At 31.4% G+C, this 21,224-nt stretch carries 18 protein-coding genes and 1 other RNA gene; 9 read left to right on the forward strand and 10 right to left on the reverse strand.

Translation table 11 applies throughout. From position 1 onward, the window contains the following. The first annotated feature begins 195 nt into the window (after nt 1-195). Complete coding sequence (locus Q0807_RS14530) at nt 196-1,656, forward strand: thioredoxin-like domain-containing protein (RefSeq protein WP_299110988.1); 1,461 nt, start codon at nt 196-198, stop codon at nt 1,654-1,656. An 18-nt stretch (nt 1,657-1,674) separates the two neighbouring features. Here Q0807_RS14530 and fsa read toward each other — a convergent pair whose 3' ends face one another. From fsa to ffs, 6 genes are all read right to left on the reverse strand, one after another. Continuing rightward, nucleotides 1,675-2,328 (reverse strand): fructose-6-phosphate aldolase, encoded by a 654-nt coding sequence (gene fsa / locus Q0807_RS14535; RefSeq protein WP_299110990.1) that lies wholly within the window; start codon nt 2,326-2,328, stop codon nt 1,675-1,677. A 99-nt stretch (nt 2,329-2,427) separates the two neighbouring features. Beyond that, nucleotides 2,428-2,841, reverse strand: a complete 414-nt coding sequence (locus Q0807_RS14540) for a hypothetical protein (RefSeq protein ID WP_299110993.1) — start codon at nt 2,839-2,841, stop codon at nt 2,428-2,430. Between the two features lie 65 nt (nt 2,842-2,906). After that, nucleotides 2,907-3,470 (reverse strand): hypothetical protein, encoded by a 564-nt coding sequence (locus Q0807_RS14545; protein WP_299110995.1) that lies wholly within the window; start codon nt 3,468-3,470, stop codon nt 2,907-2,909. A 6-nt stretch (nt 3,471-3,476) separates the two neighbouring features. After that, nucleotides 3,477-3,971 carry a hypothetical protein gene (locus tag Q0807_RS14550; protein ID WP_299110997.1) on the reverse strand — a complete coding sequence of 165 codons (495 nt, stop codon included), beginning with the start codon at nt 3,969-3,971 and terminating at the stop codon, nt 3,477-3,479. Between the two features lie 8 nt (nt 3,972-3,979). Beyond that, nucleotides 3,980-4,783 carry an SDR family oxidoreductase gene (locus tag Q0807_RS14555; RefSeq protein WP_299110999.1) on the reverse strand — a complete coding sequence of 268 codons (804 nt, stop codon included), beginning with the start codon at nt 4,781-4,783 and terminating at the stop codon, nt 3,980-3,982. Nucleotides 4,784-4,917: 134 nt separating this feature from the next. Then, an RNA gene (gene ffs, locus Q0807_RS14560) (signal recognition particle sRNA small type) lies at nt 4,918-5,016 on the reverse strand. A gap of 99 nt (nt 5,017-5,115) precedes the next feature. Between ffs and Q0807_RS14565 the strand changes: the two genes are divergently transcribed. The 5 genes from Q0807_RS14565 (at nt 5,116) to Q0807_RS14585 (ending at nt 10,250) form a co-directional block, all read left to right on the forward strand. Beyond that, nucleotides 5,116-6,144 (forward strand): glutaminyl-peptide cyclotransferase, encoded by a 1,029-nt coding sequence (locus tag Q0807_RS14565; protein WP_299111001.1) that lies wholly within the window; start codon nt 5,116-5,118, stop codon nt 6,142-6,144. A gap of 99 nt (nt 6,145-6,243) precedes the next feature. After that, the gene (locus Q0807_RS14570) at nt 6,244-7,038 is read left to right on the forward strand and encodes a carboxypeptidase-like regulatory domain-containing protein (RefSeq protein ID WP_299111004.1); all 795 of its coding nucleotides are present in this window, start codon (nt 6,244-6,246) and stop codon (nt 7,036-7,038) included. A gap of 25 nt (nt 7,039-7,063) precedes the next feature. Continuing rightward, nucleotides 7,064-7,453 carry a thioesterase family protein gene (locus Q0807_RS14575; protein ID WP_299111006.1) on the forward strand — a complete coding sequence of 130 codons (390 nt, stop codon included), beginning with the start codon at nt 7,064-7,066 and terminating at the stop codon, nt 7,451-7,453. Nucleotides 7,454-7,625: 172 nt separating this feature from the next. Next, the gene (locus Q0807_RS14580; RefSeq protein ID WP_299111008.1) at nt 7,626-8,393 is read left to right on the forward strand and encodes a hypothetical protein; all 768 of its coding nucleotides are present in this window, start codon (nt 7,626-7,628) and stop codon (nt 8,391-8,393) included. Nucleotides 8,394-8,681: 288 nt separating this feature from the next. After that, nucleotides 8,682-10,250, forward strand: a complete 1,569-nt coding sequence (locus tag Q0807_RS14585; RefSeq protein WP_299111010.1) for a hypothetical protein — start codon at nt 8,682-8,684, stop codon at nt 10,248-10,250. A 327-nt stretch (nt 10,251-10,577) separates the two neighbouring features. On the opposite strand, the gene glyA is transcribed toward Q0807_RS14585, so the two are convergent. Beyond that, complete coding sequence (gene glyA / locus Q0807_RS14590) at nt 10,578-11,852, reverse strand: serine hydroxymethyltransferase (RefSeq protein ID WP_299111012.1); 1,275 nt, start codon at nt 11,850-11,852, stop codon at nt 10,578-10,580. A gap of 111 nt (nt 11,853-11,963) precedes the next feature. On the opposite strand from glyA, the gene fahA reads away from it, so the two are divergent. Next, nucleotides 11,964-13,259: a fumarylacetoacetase gene (gene fahA, locus Q0807_RS14595; RefSeq protein ID WP_299111014.1), complete on the forward strand. Its 1,296-nt coding sequence runs from the start codon at nt 11,964-11,966 to the stop codon at nt 13,257-13,259. Between the two features lie 115 nt (nt 13,260-13,374). Here the strand turns inward: fahA and Q0807_RS14600 are convergent, their stop codons facing one another. Continuing rightward, entirely contained in the window at nt 13,375-15,057 is a 1,683-nt protein-coding gene (locus tag Q0807_RS14600; protein ID WP_299111016.1) for an RluA family pseudouridine synthase, read from the reverse strand. A 224-nt stretch (nt 15,058-15,281) separates the two neighbouring features. On the opposite strand from Q0807_RS14600, the gene Q0807_RS14605 reads away from it, so the two are divergent. Together Q0807_RS14605 and Q0807_RS14610 are read left to right on the forward strand one after the other, a co-directional pair. Next, a complete protein-coding gene (locus tag Q0807_RS14605; protein WP_299111018.1) occupies nt 15,282-16,466 on the forward strand; it encodes a hypothetical protein in 1,185 nt (394 codons plus the stop codon). 162 nt (nt 16,467-16,628) lie between these two features. Continuing rightward, the gene (locus Q0807_RS14610; protein ID WP_299111021.1) at nt 16,629-20,084 is read left to right on the forward strand and encodes a Calx-beta domain-containing protein; all 3,456 of its coding nucleotides are present in this window, start codon (nt 16,629-16,631) and stop codon (nt 20,082-20,084) included. 25 nt (nt 20,085-20,109) lie between these two features. Here Q0807_RS14610 and Q0807_RS14615 read toward each other — a convergent pair whose 3' ends face one another. Together Q0807_RS14615 and ytxJ are read right to left on the reverse strand one after the other, a co-directional pair. Then, complete coding sequence (locus tag Q0807_RS14615; protein WP_299111023.1) at nt 20,110-20,637, reverse strand: hypothetical protein; 528 nt, start codon at nt 20,635-20,637, stop codon at nt 20,110-20,112. Between the two features lie 2 nt (nt 20,638-20,639). After that, nucleotides 20,640-21,035 carry a bacillithiol system redox-active protein YtxJ gene (ytxJ, locus tag Q0807_RS14620; RefSeq protein WP_299111025.1) on the reverse strand — a complete coding sequence of 132 codons (396 nt, stop codon included), beginning with the start codon at nt 21,033-21,035 and terminating at the stop codon, nt 20,640-20,642. Nucleotides 21,036-21,224: the final 189 nt, after the last annotated feature.

Genomic DNA, 21,224 nt, shown 5'->3' on the forward strand with positions numbered 1-21,224 from the left:
CTTCCTTTTTATGACTTAAAAATTAAGAAATGCTTTTGTTTATTGCTTTAATACATTAGAATAAAACATCTAATCACCTTAACTTTATGTGATTAGTCGAAATTTATAATCCTTATAACAAGTTTTAACGAGGTATTAACAAGAGTTGAGCTCATCAACGTATATTTTTGTTAGACAATCTTATACATAAATCCCATGCTTACTCGAAATATCGTAATTGCTGTTACTTTGCTGTCTGTTACTTTTGGATGCCATTTTAAAGGAGCCAATACTAGTGAGTATGCGTATATCGGTGGTGAAATTGTAAACCCAAAAAATAAGAGTGTTGTACTTTACAACACCAAGGGTAAAATTGTAGATTCTATTACTTTAGATGAGAATAATAGATTTCTACATAAAATAGAAAATCTTCAACCTGGTTTGCATTCTATTACACATGGTGGCGAATATCAAATGATGTTATTAGAGCCAGACGATAGCATAATGATAAGATTAAATACTTACGATTTTGACGAATCTTTAGTGTTTACTGGTAGTGGTGCCAAAAAGAACAATTACCTTCTTAAAACCTATTTATCTAACGAAAAGGAAGCTAAGCAACTGGTTAAGTATTCTAAAATGGAACCCGAAGCTTTTTTTGAGTTTGTAGAAAAAAGACGTTTAAGGCAGTTGGCAGATTTTGATGAATTTTTACTTAAAAATGAAGAGTCTGAATTTTTTAAATCTATTGTAGAAGCTAATATTAACTACAATACTTATGCAGACAAGGAAATTTATCCGTTTGCGTACTTTGGGAATAATAAAATGATTCATATCAAGGATTTACCTGAAAACTTTTTTAATCATAGAAACGACATTGATTATAATGCCAATCACTTAAGTCATTTCTTCGCTTATAACCGTTTTTTATTCTCTAACATTGACAATTTAGCAATCAACGATTATTACAAAAACAACCCTTACCATAGCAAATTTAATAGACATGCAATGGGTTATAATAAAACAAAGCTCGATTTAATTGATAGTATTATTAGTGATACAGCTATAAAAAACAACTTACTTAAATACAAAGCGAGAGAATATATTAGTAATAATCACACTGAAGATGAAGCTAATGAATTACTTGATTATTACTTAAGGAAAAGCACTAACGAGGAAGACAAGTCTTATATGAAAGAACTTGTTTCTTCTTTAAAACTATTACGTCAAGGCAATCCATTGCCAAATATTGAATTGGTAAGTTATAATGATACAGAACATTATATAGATTCCATTATTACAAAACCAACAATCATATATTTTTGGTCTTCTAATTCTAAATCGCAATATAGAAATAGCCACTATATGGTAGAAAGGTTGAAATCAAAGTATCCTCAAATGGACTTTATTTCTATCAATGTTAATGATAATGACGATAAATTCTGGAAGAATATTATTAATAATTACAATTTCCCAACTATTAATGAATTTAAGTTTAAGAACTCTAAAGCTGCCCGAAAAACATTAGCGGTTAATTATCTTAATAAGTCTATTATTGTAGATAAACATGGCATTATACTTCATCCTAATGTCAATATCTTTAGTTCAGAATTTGATGAGACACTTGAAAATTTGCTACAAAAAAAGCATCTTATTGTACAACAAGATGCTCTTTAAATAGTATAAGTTTAAAACTTAGTTTCCTTTATTATAATCTGCTAAGAATTTAGCTAAACCTGCATCAGTTAAAGGGTGCTTTAATAAACCTGTAATAGAACTTAAAGGACCTGTCATAACATCTGCACCTAATTTTGCACAATCAATAATATGCATTGTATGACGTACAGAAGCTGCTAAAATTTGAGTTTCAAAAGCGTAGTTATCATAGATGTGTCTAATTTCTGCAATAAGGTTTAATCCATCTGTAGAAATATCATCTAAACGACCAATAAAAGGAGATACATAAGTTGCACCAGCTTTTGCTGCTAATAAAGCCTGACCAGGAGAAAATACTAAAGTAACGTTTGTTTTAATTCCTCTATCAGAGAAATACTTACAAGCTTTAATACCATCTTTAATCATTGGTAATTTAATAACAATTTGATCATGAAGTTCAGCCAAAGCTTCACCTTCTCTCACCATGCCTTCGAAATCCGTAGAAATAACTTCTGCAGAAACATCACCTTCTACAATATTACAAATGTCAACATAATGCTTTAATATATTGTTGGTACCCGTAATACCTTCTTTTGCCATTAATGATGGGTTTGTTGTTACACCATCTAAAATACCCATGTCTTGAGCTTCTTTAATCTGCTCTAGGTTTGCTGTATCGATAAAAAATTTCATGTAAAATAAATTTGAATTGTTGTGATTTTAGTTGTTGCTAAATTACGACTTTCAACTATTTTAAATGTATGTTTTTAGGAATATATTATCATAGCGAAATCAATTGATAATAATGGTAAATTCTTTTGAAGTTGAATAGGAACACAAATTATCTTCCCATTCTTGCGTATCTTCATCATAGTATTCTGGCGGATCCACAGACAGATGAATTGTAAAAGTAAAACTCCCAGAAACTTCAGGAAAACCTTCAATAGAAGCAGTTCTAAAATCTGAATATAGTTCTAAACCATCTGGTAAATTTCCATAAACATCATAATAATAGTCATAGTAATTATCGTTAGGTTCATTCTTAATTTCTGAAGTTAATTCTTCATTGTAGTAATAGCCAATATTCCCTAAGTCAAAGGATTTATCGGGAATCTCTGGTCTTCTATTAATAATACAATCTACAATATTCTCGCAGCTAAGACATAACACACAAACGAAGAGAATTAAAAATTTTAATGATTTCATGATTGATGATTTGTGCGTAATGGCACAAATAATGTACCAATTCTGTGCTTTTAAGAATTAATAAATTACGATTCTATGATTAAATCAATTATCACTTCGCCTTTATCATTTTTTCTAATTACAGCAGCTGGCATAACAAGATCACCAATATCATGTCCCCAAATTCCATAGGTTCCGTTGGTTTCATTTCTGTTTCTTAAAGTTTTTCGCTCTTCTATAGGAATGGTTTTTATTTCTGCAGACTCCTCCTCTATTTTATAAATCATCTTATACGATAGACTTATCTGTAATGCTAAATCTTTACGAGAAAATCCTTTGGAATCTGAAGCAGTTATTTCAATCTCTACAGGATTTTTTAGAGGATAATCAATAATTAAAATGGCTTTAGTCTCAGTAAGTACAATCTTATCTTTATCAATTAAGTTATTTAATTCGGGTTCTGTGTAGGCTATAGAAAACCAAGGAATAATTCCTTCTTCATAATAATCAACATCATCTTTATCTGTTGCTTTTACTTGAAATAAAATCTCTGTTGCTTCTTGAGACACCTCTTCTAAAGGCTTTTCTGTTTTTTGTTTACATCCTATAATTAAAATTGCAAATAGTAATGTGATGGTTCTGTTTTTCATTTCTTCCTAATATTTCAATTGAATTAGCCATTTACCAACCAAATTCTCTGATACAATTGTTCCCCAACCTTCTGTCCCTGGATTATGCTCTTTGAATAAATTAAGATTAAATTCTCGATTAATTTCAATATCACACAACTCTTGTACATGATAAAGTAGTTTATAAGTTAAATCCGAATTCCAAGAACCATAAATTTGAGAGGCGCTAATCTCTCTTATATTTTGAGTAATTAGATCTAATTTTAAACTATGCTCTGGATATTTTTCAACTAGATCTATCGGAAAAGGATCTCCAAGTCCTGTAACTTCCACAGAGCTAAATTCATTATTCCATTTTAATAAATCTTCAGCAATCAATAATTTCAAATTTAAATCAATGAATTCATCTAAATCCGAATTATTAATATGATATTTCTTAGAATAAAGTTTCAAAGAAAAGGTTCCTAAAGCAACCAATGCTCTTATAGAAAGACCTTTAAATTCGTTATTTTTATTCAGCATATAAATCTCTACAACTTATAATGATTCATCAACATTTTCTCATAAACAGCATCTGGAAGAATTCGTTTTAAAACAATTGAGAATTTCTGTAAAAAAGCACCCACTTTATAATGAATTTTAGGGTTTTTAGACTCAATAATTTTATAAATAGCTTCCGCCATTTGTTTTGGGTCACTGCCACTATCGACGTGCTCATCCATCATACTCAAGGTTTTTCCATATGTTTCTTTGTATGGCGAATTCTCTAAAGCTGGTGCGTGATAACGACCTGCTGCAATGTTGGTGGCAAAATCTCCAGGTGCAACATTTGTCATATTAATATTAAAAGCTTTTAATTCCATTCTAAAGGCTTCCGTAATTAACTCTAAAGCGCCTTTACTCGCGCTATAAACACCTCTATATGGTAAACCCATATAACCAGCAATAGATGTAACGTTTATAATTAAACCTGAATTCTGTTTTCTCATAGACGGTAAAACGGCTTTAATAACATTGATTGGCCCAAAGAAATTGGTTTCAAAATTGCGTTTTATTTCTTCATCTGGTATTTCTTCAATTGGTCCTGTGATACCTGCACCTGCATTATTCAGTAAGATATCAATCTTAGATTCTTGAGCTAAAACATCAAAAACACACTTAGAAATAGTATCTGGTTTGGTAACATCTAAAGCAACAATAGGAAATTTACTATTAGGATAATTATCAGGATTCCTGCTCGTTCCATAGACTTTAAAACCTTTAGTTTGAAGAAACTCACCTACAGATTTTCCTATTCCAGAAGATCCACCTGTTATTAATACAACTTTAGACATACCTTATAATATATTATGATTTCGAAAATACAAATTCTTAAATTAGTAGACATTTATAAGAACATTAATAATTGCTATAAAACAAAAAAATCTTGATGCGCTGTGGCTTTCAAGATTTCAGTTTATTGTATAAAAAAAGGCAAGCTACCTACATCACACCGCTACGACCATTTACCTTTGCTGCGTTCCCGCCCTGGAGGATTCAACAGGAGCTGGTTGTGTAGGACTTGCCAGCCGCAAATATACAATCTTTTAATACTTACACAATAATTATATAGAGATTTTTAAACTGAATTTAATTTAATAACTTGCTGAAAATTCAAACCCAACTTATGCAACTTTCTAAATATTTCATTCTCTTTACATTAAGCCTATTTTTAACAAATTGTGGTGATACAAATTCATCTAAAAAATCTAATTTATCTATAAAAATTAATGAGCAATCATTAATGCTAGGCGATACACTTCAGTTATCTATTAATAACCCTAAGAATCTAGATGTTGCTAGTGTTAGCTATGATCTAAGTGGTAAACCTATAGAAAGTAATGCCGTATTAATTAACACAACTGTTGGTAACAAAACAATTACAGCAACGGTTAAAGTTGGTGATAAAACAGAAACGCTAACAAAATCTGTTGTGGTTTATAATAATGTAATCCCAACCATTTACACTTTTGAAATTGTAAACACCTACCCTCACGATATTACATCTTATACGCAAGGTTTAGAGTTTCATAATGGCAATTTATACGAAAGTACAGGGCAAAAAGGAGAATCTAAGCTAAGAAAAGTAAATTTTGAAACAGGTGAAGTCTTAAAGAATATAGATTTAGAAGATCAATATTTTGGAGAAGGTTTAACTGTACTTAACGATAAAATCTACCAACTGACTTGGCAAGCTAAAAGAGGATTTGTTTACGATGTAAATACATTTGAAAAACTAAGTAGCTTTAATTACGGAACTAGTAAAGAAGGTTGGGGAATTTGTAATGACGGAAAAACATTATATAAATCTGATGGTACGGAAAAAATCTATCTTTTAAATCCTGAAAACCTTACAGAGCAAAGTCATATTGAAGTTTATACTCAAAAAGGAAAAATACCAAGTCTTAATGAACTGGAATGGATTGATGGAAAAATATTCGCAAATATCTATCAAAGAAACGGAGTTGCCATTATAAACCCAAAAACAGGAGGTGTTGAAGGTGTTATTAATTTTGAATCTTTAAGAAAATTAGTAAAGCAGCATCCAGAACTAGATGTACTTAACGGAATTGCTTATAACCCAGAACGTGAAACTATATTTGTTACTGGTAAAAATTGGGATAAACTTTTTGAAGTTAAAATAGAGGCACAATAAAAAATTATAGCCTTTACTCACCCAAAAGGTCTGTTTACTCATTCTTAATTATATAACTAAATTAACTTTTGGTTCTTTGATATATAAATCAAAGCAACCATGAGAAAAGTTATTACTATAAACATACCTAAACCTTGCCATGAGGATTGGAACAAAATGACACTTAACAATCAAGGTCGTCATTGTGCATCTTGTAATAAAACCGTTGTAGACTTTACCAAACAAACTGATGAGCAAATTATAAAATCTCTAGAATCTAAAGGCAATCTGTGTGGTCGTTTTAAAACCCAACAAATAGATAGAGAGCTTGTTTTAGCCAGAAAAGACAAAAATAATTATTGGTCGTTAGCTGCTTCTGGCCTATTTGCTTTTATGGCTTTAGGAAGTCAAAACGCATTTGCACAAGGCGAACCAATAAAACAAGACACCATAATAAGACCAATGTTAAAAGGCAAAATAGCAACTTCTATTTTGAATGAACATATATATGTTGGCACAGTTACAACAGCTATTGATGGTTTACCTCTACCTGGTGCTACTATAATTCTTAAAGGAACATCAAGAGAAGCACATACAGATTTTGATGGAAATTTTACAATTAAAGGAAAAATAGGAGAAACTCTAGAATTGAGTTATGTAGGCATGGAAACTCAAAAATTGATATTAAACACAACCTATACAATGACTATTGCATTAAAAGACGATAGTTGTTTTGATGATTATGCTGCAGTTGTTTTTGTTTCCTACAATTATCAAAGCAATATAGACTGCAAAAGGAAAAAACGAAAAGCTAAACGCTTAACCAAAAAAGAAGCAATAAATAACGGAGAACAAGAAAGAACTGCTTTTGGTAAATTCTTCTACGGAATTAAAAGGTTGTTTAGCAATAAATAATATCTTTATACATCAAAAAACAAGGATGAAAGTATTCGAAAAAACCATAACTGTCTCACAAGATGATATCGACGACCTTAACCATGTTAATAATGTGCGTTATGTGCAATGGGTTCAAGATATTGCTAAAGACCATTGGTTAACTTATGCTACAAAAGACATATTAGAAACTTATTCTTGGTTTTTGGTTAATCATTTTATTGAGTACAAAAGTCAAGCGTTACTAGGCGATAAACTGCTTTTAAAAACTTATGTCCCAAAAGCCGAAGGTGTTTCAACCATTAGACATGTCGAAATCATCAATGCAGAGACCGATGAACTCATTGTAAAATCCAAAGCAAAATGGTGTTTAATTGATAATAAAACACAGCGACCTACTCGTATTATTCCTAAAATTGGTGAGCTTTTTGATTAAAGTGTTTTACTATAGATTCTGGTTGCACTTCCACTTCATTCAATGACCACATTTCACTTAATAATGACCTAATAAATTAATTACCTTAACATTTCTTTAGGTTAAAGTTTTTTTAATGAATTACTGATTATCAATTGAATCCCTTTTCTTTAGGGCATCAATCAATTCAATCATGCAAAAAACTACTATTCTTCTATTTCTATTAGTCTTACCTTTTATTAATAATGCTCAGACTTTAAGCGGAAAAATTTATGATGAAAAAGGCGTTGTAAAAAACATAAAAGTTTACAATAAAACGCAAGGTAGATTAACTCTAACCAATACAGATGGTGATTTCAAAATAGAAGCAAAAGTGAACGACAGTATTTTGTTTGAATCTTTATTCTATCATAAAAAAACAGTTGTTTTAAAAGATATCCATTTTAATGGTGTTGCCGTTTTTGAACTTAAAGAAATACTAAACGAACTCGATGAAGTTGAAATCATAGCAGAACCGGAACAACCTGTTTTCAAAGAAGAAACCTACAACAATGACCTTCAACATATATTAAAAGAAGACATAAAGAATAATCCGCACTTGTACAAACCTGCAAATGCAACAGGTGGAGTAGATATTTTAGCAGTCATTGGCTTGGTTGCTAAACTATTTAAAGATAATGATAAATACGTCGCTCCTATTTATCAACCCATTACATACACTCAAATGGATTCTTTATTCGAGAAAAGTTCATTTTTCAATAAAGAATTAATGACTAAAGATTTAAAAATTTCAGAAGATAAAACGCATCTATTTTATGATTTCTGCGAAGCCAAACAAATAAGTTCTGAATTACTAAAAGACGAAAACAAAATGCTATTACTAGAAGAGCTTGTTTTAAATAGTCAACTATTTTTAATTCTATTAGAGCAATATGGCGAAGAGTCAGTAACTAAGGATTAACCTTTATTTTTACTTTATTAGCTCGTTATTTAGATTGATTTTTAAGAATGAAAAATCGTATCGAGAACCTAATAGTAAATTGAATATAATATTCTCGATACAAATTTGATGCAAAAACGGCATCACATTCACTCAAACTGACGGAAACTACTAAATTATATTATAAAATAAAGATTCTTTGGTCATGCTTTCCTCAGAATGACAAACCTCATTTAATTTATACCCAAACTATAATAAATCCTAACTTCAAAAGTTATATTTTTAAGCCCTAATTATATTTATCACTTTATGAAGCGATTGCTATCATTTTTACTTTGTTTCGGAATCTTACTTTTTTGGAGCTCTTGCCGTAACGATTTTGAATTTTCACCAAGCCAAGGAAACTTAGAATTTGCAAGAGACACCATCTATTTAGATACTGTTTTTTCAACTATAGGTTCAAGTACGTATAACTTAAAAGTATATAATCGCAGTGATGATGATATTGTGATTCCGACAATACAACTTGAAAACGGTACTAGTTCATACTACAGAATGAATGTTGATGGCACAACAGGTTTAGAGGGTGAACAAGAAGGGAAATTTTTTGAAGATGTAGAATTATTAGCAAATGACAGTTTGTTCATTTTTATTGAAACAACCATAGATATTTCAACACTAGGAAGCTTAGGTAATCAGTTTTTATATACGGATCGTATTTTATTTGATGCAGGTAGTAATCAACAAGATATAGACGTGGTGACATTAGTAAAAGATGCCGTTTTTATTTATCCATCTAGAGATGAAGATACAAATATTATTGAGACCTTAACGTTTGATGTTGATGGCGACGGTACACCTGATGAAACAGCATTGCAAGGACGTTTTCTTGAAGATAGCGAACTTACATTCACCAACGAAAAACCTTATGTCATCTATGGTTACGCAGGCGTTGACACAGGTAAAACCTTAACGATGGAAGCTGGTGCACGTGTGCATTTCCATGCCGATTCTGGGATTATTGTAACTGATGGTGCCACTTTAAACATCAATGGAGACATAAGTACAAATCAAGAAACTCTTGAAAACGAAGTGATTTTACAAGGTGACAGACTAGAACCGCTTTACGAGGATATCCCTGGTCAATGGGGAACTATTTGGCTTTTTAACGGAAGTGAAAATATCAGCATTAATTATGCAACAATAAAAAATGCTACAATTGGTATTATTGCAGATGGAAATCGAGATGCTACTAACGATAAATTAACCATTACAAATTCGCAAATCTATAATACAAGTAGTTTCGGAATTAGAGGAACTGCGACTTCTATTACAGCAGAAAATATAGTCATAAACAATTGTGGTCAATCTGCTTTTGCAGGCACATTAGGCGGTAAATATAATTTTACACATTGTACCATTGCTAATTACTGGAATAGCAGTTTTAGGGATTTCCCTGCACTACTATTAAACGATTTTATTTTAGATGAAAACGGAACACCTACTGTATTTGGTTTAGTTGAAGCTAATTTTAACAATTGTATTATTTATGGTAATGATAATCCTGAGTTTTTAATAGAAAATGCCGGAAATACCTTTAACTATAAATTTAATAATTGTTTACTAAGATTCAACAACGAAACGCTTTCTGGTACTGGTAATTACGATTTTGACAATGTTACTTTTTTCGAGAACAACGTTTTTAATGAAGATCCAGATTTTGAAGACCCTTTTGAAAACTTAATGCGAATAGGAAATGATTCTGCAGCTAATGCCATTAACACCTCTACGTTTGGTGTGGATAATGACATTAATGGTGAATCTAGAACAAGTTCAATCGATGCTGGTGCATACATTCACACAACTTTTGAAGATTAAATAATCTCAGGTATTTTGAAATCAAAACTCAATTTCTCAAAATTTTTAATTGAAATACTCAAGTATCTATGGTTAACTTTTAATTGTCTTTTGGCAATACCTTTTATACTAGTCGTTATAGAAAAAGTAAGACGACCTGATTTTAAAAATTTATCGATCAACCAAATAATCATAGCAGGAATTATTTTAACCATTTCATTAATCTTGAATCTTATTTTGATATATAGAAAAAGCCCTTCAAAATAAATTGAAAGGCTTTTAATTATAAATTTATAGTTCAACTAATATGAGATACTGAAACAAGTTCAGTGTAACATAGTCTATATTTTATGCATTAAATAAAGCACGTCCTCCCATTAATGCATTTACTTTTTCAGCGACACCAGCTAAAACAGTATCATTATCATGATTCATTAAAACTTCATCAATTAAATCTACCACGTAAGGCATATCAGTTTCTTTTAAACCACGTGTTGTAATTGCAGGTGTACCAACTCTAATACCAGAAGTTACAAAAGGAGATTCTGTATCAAATGGCACCATGTTTTTGTTCACTGTAATATCTGCTTTCACTAAAGCATTTTCTGCATCTTTACCTGTAATATTTTTATTTCTAAGATCAATTAACATCATGTGGTTATCGGTACCTCCAGAAATTAAGTTGTAATCTTTAGCAACGAACGCTTTTGCCATAGCATCAGCATTGTGCTTTACTTGTAACATATAATGTAAAAACTCATCTGTTAATGCTTCACCAAAAGCAATGGCTTTTGCAGCAATAATATGTTCTAATGGTCCACCTTGGTTTCCTGGAAAAACACCAGAATCTAATAAACCAGACATTTTACGAAGTTTACCGTTCTTTAAAGTAATACCAAATGGGTTATCAATATTTTCTCCCATCATAATCATTCCACCTCTTGGTCCACGCAACGTTTTGTGCGTTGTAGTCGTCACAATATGACAATGAGGCATTGGATCGTTTAAAATTCCTTTAGCAATTAAACCTGCAGGATGCGAAATATCTGCTAATAAAACTGCACCAACACTATCAGCAACTTCTCTAAATTTAGCAAAATCGATATCTCTAGAATAAGCAGAAGCACCAGCAATAATCAATTTTGGCTGTTCTTTTTTAGCTTGATCAGCTAACATATCATAATCAATATAACCTGTATCTTTCTTTACACCATAAAATGTAGGATTATATAATTTACCCGAAAAATTAACAGGAGAACCATGTGTTAAGTGTCCACCATGAGATAAATCGAAACCTAAAATAGTATCACCTGGTTTTAAACACGCATGAAAAACTGCTGTATTTGCCTGACTCCCAGAATGCGGCTGTACGTTAGCATAAGCAGCACCAAACAAAGTCTTTGCTCTATCAATAGCAATGTTTTCAACCTCATCAACTACTTCGCAACCACCATAATAGCGCTTACCAGGATAGCCTTCAGCATATTTATTAGTTAATACAGAACCTGCAGCTTCCATAACTTGGTCGCTAACAAAATTCTCTGATGCTATTAATTCTATACCATCAATTTGGCGTTCTTTTTCAGCTTTAATGAGTTCAAAAATTTGTTCGTCGCGTTGCATATTTATTGTGTTTGTTAAATCAATACAAAAATAGTGAATACATTAGTTTAAATATCAAAAATTATGTAGGTTTGAATAGAAATTAATGAACATTTAATCAACAATTGCAATATGCCATTATCAGCCAATAATCCAGATAGAACGTCATGGTTACATGTCGGTAAGACTTCAGATTTTCCAATTCAGAACATTCCTTTCGGTGTTTTCTTAACCAGAGACGACATTATTACTATCGGAACTAGAATTGGTGATACTGCGATTGACCTTGGTGCTTTACATCAATTAGGCTATTTTGAAGGTATCCCTTTAACAGATGACATCTTTTTACAGGATACTTTAAATGATTTTATTGCTGATGGAAGAAAAACTTGGCGTTTAGTTAGAAACAGAATCGCACAAATTTTTGATGCAGAAAATGATACTTTAAAAAATAATGTTCCACATAAGGAAACTATTTTATTTCGTTTAGATGAAATTGAAATGCAGTTACCAATACAAGTTGGTGATTATACTGATTTCTACGCTAGTAAAGAACACGCAACTAACGTTGGCGCAATGTTTAGAGATCCAGAGAATGCGTTATTACCAAATTGGGTGCACATGCCTGTGGGTTATCATGGTAGAAGTTCTTCTATTATTCCTTCAGGAATTCCAATTCATCGTCCACAAGGACAAACGTTGCCAGAAGGTGCAGACAAACCTGTTTTTGGACCTTCAAAATTGGTGGATTTTGAATTAGAGATGGCTTTTATCACAACAGACGCTAATGATTTAGGTGAACCAATTCCTATTGAAGAAACTGAAGAATATATCTTCGGATTGGTATTATTTAATGATTGGTCTGCTCGCGATATTCAGAAATGGGAATATGTACCACTTGGACCATTCTTAGGAAAAAGTTTTGCATCATCAATGTCACCTTGGATTGTAACTTTAGATGCTTTAGAGCCTTTTAGAACTGAAAGCCCTAAACAAACGCCTAAACCATTAGAGTATTTACAAACTAAAGGTAAAAAGAGTTTTGATATTAATTTAGAAGTTGGTATTCAGCCAAAAGGAGCTAAAGAAACAGTGGTTAGTAAATCGAATTTTAAATACATGTACTGGAATATGGCGCAACAATTAGCGCATCATACTGTTAATGGTTGCCCTATTAATGCAGGAGATATGATGGGAAGTGGAACTATTTCTGGTCCGACACCAGATTCTTACGGTTCTATGCTAGAACTAAGCTGGAAAGGAACAAAACCTTTAAAGCTAAAAGATGGTACGGAACGTAAATTTATCAATGATAACGATACGGTTATTATGAGAGGTTATTGCGAAAATGATGATATTAGAATTGGTTTTGGTTCTGTAAAAACACAATTACTACCTGTTTTTGATTCTAAGAAAAAGAAGAAATAAGCAGTAAGCAGTAAGCTAAAAATATATATGAAGACCGAAGTTCAATTACTTTGGTCTTTTTTCTGCATTAATCTGAAAGTTAATACAGAAGACAATCTTTTGAAAAACCACCAACTTAAAACGGAGCTTCACAACTAAAACTTACCCATTCTTTTTTTACAGGATGCTCAAAACTCAAAGTCTCAGCATGAAGATGCAAACGGTTTGATACTGTACCATACAAATCATCACCAACTATTGGTGTATTTAATCCTTTATAATGCGCTGCATGCACTCTTAACTGATGTGTTCTCCCTGAGATTGGATAAAAATGTATTCTTGTTTTATTAGCCTCAATAGCAACAACTTTATACTTAGTCGTTGCTTTTTTACCATGTTCATAACAAACCAGTTGTCTTGGCCTATTATTTAAATCTACACGAAGTGGTAAATCTATTTCACCTTCTTTAGTTTCTAGAGTTCCATCTAATAAAGCAACATAACGCTTTTTAACTTTACGTTCTATAAACTGTTTTTGAAGTTTTTTGTGCGTTCTCTCATTTTTTGCAACCAACAACAATCCAGACGTTGACATATCTAAACGATGCAATAACAAAGGACCTGTTGCATTTGGTAAATAAGTTTGCATTCTGGTTAAAACAGAATCCTTAATTGTTTTCCCTGGGACTGATAAAAACTCGTGTGGTTTATTAAGAACTAAAAGAAAATCGTCCTCATAAATGATATCTAATTTACCTTTAAACACACCAGCTAACTCTATAGGGTTTGGTTCAACATTTAAACCTTGCATCATATGACCTAAAATAGGTTCACATCTACTACGACAAGATGGATAGAACTGTCCATGCTTTCTAACTTCTGCTGTTGGCGAAATTCCCCAATAAAACTCTGCCATTACAATAGGCTTTAGTTTATTCTGGTAAGCATATTGAAATAATTTAGGAGCTGCGCATTCTCCTGCAGCTGCAGGTGGTTTTCCTATATCTGTACTTTTAAAAATATCGATTAAATCTTTAGTTTCTCCTTTAGCATTTAAAAATCGATAATGCTCGTGGATTTCTTTTTGCAAACGTGCTGAAAGTGTTTTCCTTTCTATTTTTAAAGCTTCAATAGGTTTTACTAAAGCCGCTAAATTCTTTTCAGCCAATTCAACCTCAGCTTCAAGATTCAACTTTAAATATTTTAAATCAATATTACTCTGAATACTTTGCTGCTTTAAACTTTCAAAAAGTATTATTTTTTCTGAGTCATTAAGATTATGCTCTGCTTCTACTCTACGTTGTTTTCGTTTTTGTTTTTCAGCTTTAGCATTATTCTTAAAATTTTCAAGCTTTTGGATACTACTTAATCTTGTTAGTTTTAAATTTATTTCAGCTTTTTCTAATTCCGGATTCTTTTCTAAAGCTTCAATTTTAGTAGTTAAATCATTTAAATGAGCTTCATTTTGTTTGTAAAATCCATCTTTATTCAACGTATCATAAATCGGAGGCACAAACCCTTTTAAATGATTGCTCTCGGCTAATTTTCCTGAAAATGCTGTGATATAACCTAATTGTCCTTCTAAATTTTCAACAATCATTACACCAAACATTTTTCCAATTTTTAAAGATGTTTTGCTTTTATCTAAACCAAAATTATGTTCAAAATCTGTTTGTGTATTTAAGTAATCCTTTACTTCATCTGCAGCATTAACACATAATGGATGTGGTGTGTAATAAAACGGAAATGTAAATTGCTTTGGAAGTATTTCCGAATGCAACTCTATAGGATGAAAATAACCATTTTCGGTATCAAACATGGGACTTTTAATTGGTTTACAAAGAAACGAAAATTATAGATGACGTCAGTTCGAGTGATTCCTTTTTTTTTGGAATCGTATCGAGAACCATTAGAGTACCAAAGCGTCTCGACACTATTTCTCATGCTTCGAAATCACTTGAAGTGTCGAATACTTTGAATCCAAAAACAACTTTGGCATCATAATTGGAATTACTATTATATAACCAATAAAAACCTAACATTATGAAAAGATTTCTACTCTTAACAGTCCTTGTTTCAGTACTAGTATCTTGTAGTGCTAAAAAACAAATTGAAACCGCAATTAGCCATGGTAATTACGATGAAGCCATTTCTGAAGCGTTAAGAAAACTCGAAAACAATAAAGACAAAAACCGTAAGCAAGATTATATTGTAATGCTTGAGGATGCATACTATAAAGTATTAGAAGAAGATTTAAATGATGTTGAGCATCTTAAAAAAGACGGAAATCCTGAGCAATTTAAAACCATATATAATATTTATTTAGATTTAGAAGCAAGACAAAACGCCATTAAGCGTGTGATGCCTTTAAAAATAAATGGTAAAACATTGAACTTAGATTTTAATGATTACAGTTCTGAAATTGTAGATTATAGATATATAACGTCTGAGTATTTAATTGGTCAAGGTATTACACTGCTGGATTCTGGAGATAAATTTAATGCTAGAAAGGCTCATGGAATATTCAGTTATATTGAACAAATTAATCCGAATTTTGAAGAAAACAGAAGCTTAATGGCTGAAGCTCATGAAGCAGGTATGGATTATGTGCATGTGTCTATTCAAAACCAAACACATCAAATAATTCCACAACAATTAGAAGCTGAATTAGTTGATTTTAACACATACGGATTGAATGAGTTTTGGACAACCTACCATGCAAATGCTAATAATACTTTAGATTATGATTTTGCGATGCAATTACAATTAAAACAAATAAATGTTTCACCAGAGCGTATTAATGAAACACAAGTGCTTAGGCAAAAGCAAATCGTTGATGGTTGGGAATATCTATTAGATAGAAATGGAAATGTAAAAAAAGATAGTCTTGGAAACGATATTAAAATTGATAAAATAATAAACGTTAAAGCAAGATTTACTGAAGTATTACAAACTAAATCTGCACAAGTTATTGCTGATGTGGTTTATACAGATTTAAAACAAAATCAAATCATTGACACCTTTTCTATTGATAGTGGATTTGTTTTTGAGAATGTGTTTGGAATCTATAGAGGTGACAAAAGAGCTTTAGTTAGAAATGATATTGATTTATTAAACCAAAGAGAAGTTCGTTTTCCGAGTGATGAGCAAATGGTATTTGACTCTGGTGAAGATTTAAAACTAAAGTTGAAGGACATTATTGGTTCTTATAACATTAGAAGAAGTTAGTTCTAAACAATATATAAAAAGAAAACTCTTACCTTAGGTAGGAGTTTTTTGTTTGTAGCTGTTTTAATTATAGAACTCATTCTTTGGTTAAATTAAAAAAAGTCATTTTTTAACGCAACCCTTTATAAGAAAGTACATCTTATAAAAACAAAACCAATCATTATGAAAAAAATCACACTTCTGCTTCTATTCGCTTTTTATTCTATGTTTTGTTTTTCTCAAGATCCAACGGTTTATATCACCAACGGTGGAAGCAATTATTCTGTAATTGAAGGTAATACCTATACATTTACTGTAAGTATGTATAGCGCAACAACAACTGATGTTGTTATTGATGTAGCAACAATAGTAAATTCTGCTGACGCAAGTGACTACACACCTTTAAACACTACAATTACGATTCCTGCAGGACAGATAAGTAGTAACTCGCTTACTATTCCAACGTTTAATGACTCGACTGTAGAAACTGATGAATATTTTACTATTGAAGCCACAGTGACTTCTGGGAATACAGCAAATTCAAATATTACTAGAACTATTACTTTATGGGATAATGATACAACACCAACCGTAAACACTTATCTTACACCAACTAGAACTGAAGGTCAAACTTATAATCAACAAATATATTTGAGTAATTATTTTAGCTCAGATGTTACCATAAATATTACGAGTGCAGATATTACTGCAGATGCATCCGATTATAATGCTATTAATACTACTATAACTATTCCCGCAGGCCAACGAAGTAGTTACTTCTCTATTAATTCAATACAAGATGCTATTACAGAATCCGATGAAACCTATTTCGTAACGGCAACTATAACTTCTGGTAACACAACAAATAATAGTTTAGATATTACGGTTACTATTAAAGACGACGATACGATACCTGAATTTAGTATTAGTTCTAATACTGCTTCCGAAAGTTATTCTGGATATGTTTACGTTAGTTTAAATAGAGTTTATAACTCTGATGTAGTGTTACAATTAACGACAACTAATGGTACAGCAGACAATAACGATTACACAAATACCACACAAACTAAGACAATTGTAGCTGGATACTCATATACAAATTTTCAGATTCCCGTAACCGATGACACTTTAGATGAGCCTGAAGAATTTTTCAGCGCAACAATTATTGCAACTTCTGGAAATACAGTAAACATTTCAGAAACTGAAACTATTACTATTATCGATAATGACGGTTTACCTGACTTTAGCATTCAAGCTAACTATTATGATGATGATGATCCAAATGGTCAAGTTTCAAATAATTTAGCTGCAGAGGAAGGCTACGACCTTAAATTTACACCAAGATTAACACACCCAAGTCCTGTAGATACAAATATTGTAATAACAACAACTAACGGAACTGCTGATAATACCGATTACACAACATCAACCATAAATATCACAATTCCTGCTGGCCAGTACGTAAATTATTATGAAGACTATAGTTATCCAACTATTTTAGACCAATTAGATGAAGCCGATGAAAATATGTTTATTGATGCCGTCGTAACTTCTGGTAACACTTATAACACAAACTACACTGCTGAAGGTATTATTTTAGATAATTACCATCTTAATGCACAACGCGACGATATCACTTCAGTTCTTGAAGTTGGCACAACATATCAATTATTAGATAATGATACTTTTGAAGGTTTACCTGTTATTCCTGGAGATTTAAATGTATCGTTGGCAGATACAAATTCACTTGGAATTACTCTAAATGCTTCCGGAGTTTTAACAATTCCCGCAAATTTACCTATAGGATATTATTCCCTAAACTACCAAATTTGTGAAATTTATGACCCTAGCAATTGTGATACTGCATATATTATTATTAGAGTAGAATCACCTTTAGAAGTTAGTTACACAGCTGTTTATGATGATTTTAATGGTGACGGATTTACAAGTACTGGTGATACTGTTTCTTATGAATTTACAGTAACCAACAATGGAAATGCACCTATAACAAATATAGATGCAGAAGTTCCTTACCAAGATCTTGATATTGTTGGTGGTCCATTAGCTAGTTTAGGTATTGGACAGACTGATAGTACAACATTTACAGCCTTATATATCATAACCCAAGATGATATTAATTTTGGATATTATGCAGGTGATTTAGAAGGTGCTTATTTTTATGGTACATACTACGGTAATGAGCAAATTGCTTATCTCTTTGATGAAGCTCAAAGTTTTAGTTTACAACAATCAGATGGCATAGAAGTAAATGCCTTTGTAGATACTAATGGAAATGGCACACAAGAATCAGGAGAAATTAACTATCCATTAGGTCAATTTAATTATGAAATAAATAATGATGGCGTCATAAACAATTTATATGTGTCACCACATTACTTATATGAATCTAATCCAACAACAACTTATAATTTGACATATTCAGTAGATAGCGATTATGCTGCTTATAACACAACTACGGCAAGTTATAATAATATTACGGTTCCTGTTGGTTCTGGAATTACCACCTACGATTTCCCCATTACAGTAACGCCTTATAACGATTTATCTATTGATATTTCAGAAAGTTGGAGACCACCTATTCCTGGTTTTCATTACTGGAATTATATTAGTTATACAAACAACTCAACTGAAACAGTAACCTCTGGAACTATTGATTTCACTATAGATAATGCTCTTAATTTACTGAGTGTTCATGAGGTGTCTAGTTACTGGTATAATTATAATTCAGCTTCATATACCACAACAGCCACTGGTTTTAGTTATACATTTAATAATTTACAACCATTTGAAACAAAACGCCTTTGGGTAAGAATGCAAGTGCCTACTTTACCAACGGTTAGTTTAGGCCAATTAGTTACAAATTCTGTGGACATTGAATTATTGACGGGAGAAATTGTACCTACAGACAACAGCTCTAGTTTAACACAAACTATTGTAGGTTCTTACGACCCTAATGATATAACAGAAAAACATGGTGAAGACATTGTGCAGTCTACATTCTCAACCGACGATTACCTAACCTATACCATTCGTTTTGAAAACACAGGTACAGCAAATGCCATAAACATTAGAGTTGAAGATTTATTAGATGAACAATTAGACGAATCTACTTTAAAAATGGTTGATGCCAGTCATGCATATTCATTAGAACGCGTTGGCAAACAATTAGAGTGGAATTTTTCTGGAGTTAACTTACCGCCTTCGCAAGATGACGATTCGCAAATTGGTCATGGTTTTATAACATTTAAAATTAAGCCTTTCCCTGATTATGCAGTTGGAGATGTAATACCAAATACGGCAGAGATATATTTTGATTTTAATCCTGCAATTATCACCAATACTTGGAACACCAATTTTGTTGAATCCTTGAGTATAAATGATTTGAATTTTAGTGATTTAACTGTTTTTCCTAATCCTGTGAAAGATGTACTTCTAATTAGTAATTCTTCAAATATAACTTCCGTTGAAATTACTTCAGTTTTAGGAAAGCAAATTGTATCAACGTCAGTAGAGGCATTACATACTGAAATGGATTTAAGTGAACTTTCTAATGGCGTTTACTTTGTAAAAATAAAAGGTGATGAAGGAGAAAGAATTGTGAAGATCATAAAAGAATAATATAGTTTTAGCTGAAAGCCTCTCATTATTTGGGAGGCTTTTTATTTCCAACTTTATAAGATTGCTTAAAACGTTTACGCTTTTTACTCTGAGCTATTGATAAATTATCTTTTTCTCTTTTTAGTTTTTTTAACGCGTCTATTAAATGAGATTTAACTAATCGCTCTAAAACATCTTTTCGTTTTAAATAACTATATCCGCAAGCTAAGAGTAATAAAATACTTCCAGAAATTTCTATAGAGCCATTAGAAATTAAAGGAAATTGTGTATAAAGGTTGACACCTATTAAAGGTTCTGTATATAAAAATTGATACAATCCTAGAAATAAACAAAACAAACCCAAAATAGATAAGACAAAAATATTGATATTAGTACTTCTTTTTATTTTGCGTTCAGTACTAGCAATATATTCATCACTTAAAATTTTGTTTCCTGCTTTTCTTTCTTGACTAATAAAATTTAAAAACGCTTCTTCAACATTTTCTATAAAAATGCCATGATTACGCTTTAATAAATCTGCTTTAGTGATTTTATATTTAATGTAAATACTCAATACTAATTATAACGTTCTAATTCTAGCTCATTAATACCTCCATGACTAGCATGCGCAACCACTACACCATTATTAATTACTAATAGTTGTGGAGACTGATGCATTACTTGAAATTTATAACCAACCTCATTAGAAACATCTCTGTAGCTCAATAAATCTAGATAATATAAATCAGCATTATTATCTACATCATAAGCAGATACAAATTGTTTCATAACCATACTGCTTATTCCACAACGTGTAGAATGCTTAAATATGAGTTGTGTTTTGGTTTTAGATTTTTCAGCAATAACCTCTAATTGAGACACATCGCTTAACGGTTGCCAAGGTAATACCTTTTCAACTTTAGCTTCTTTTGGTTCTTTTGGTTCTGATGAACCGAATAATTTTTTAAACATATTATATTTTTAAATTGTCTATAGTCAGTTCTAATAGTTTGATTGTCTTCTAAACAAAATACTTAACTGACTGACCTAAGTCATTCCTTAAGTCGAAACAAATTCGTAATCTTACATAAGACAAAACGTCATTAACAAATGAGTCAAAACAGACATTTTGTCGTTTATTTCTTACATTTTTAAATTGGT

Source organism: uncultured Winogradskyella sp. (assembly GCF_947495255.1).
In the GTDB taxonomy this organism is placed as follows: Bacteria; Bacteroidota; Bacteroidia; order Flavobacteriales; family Flavobacteriaceae; genus Winogradskyella.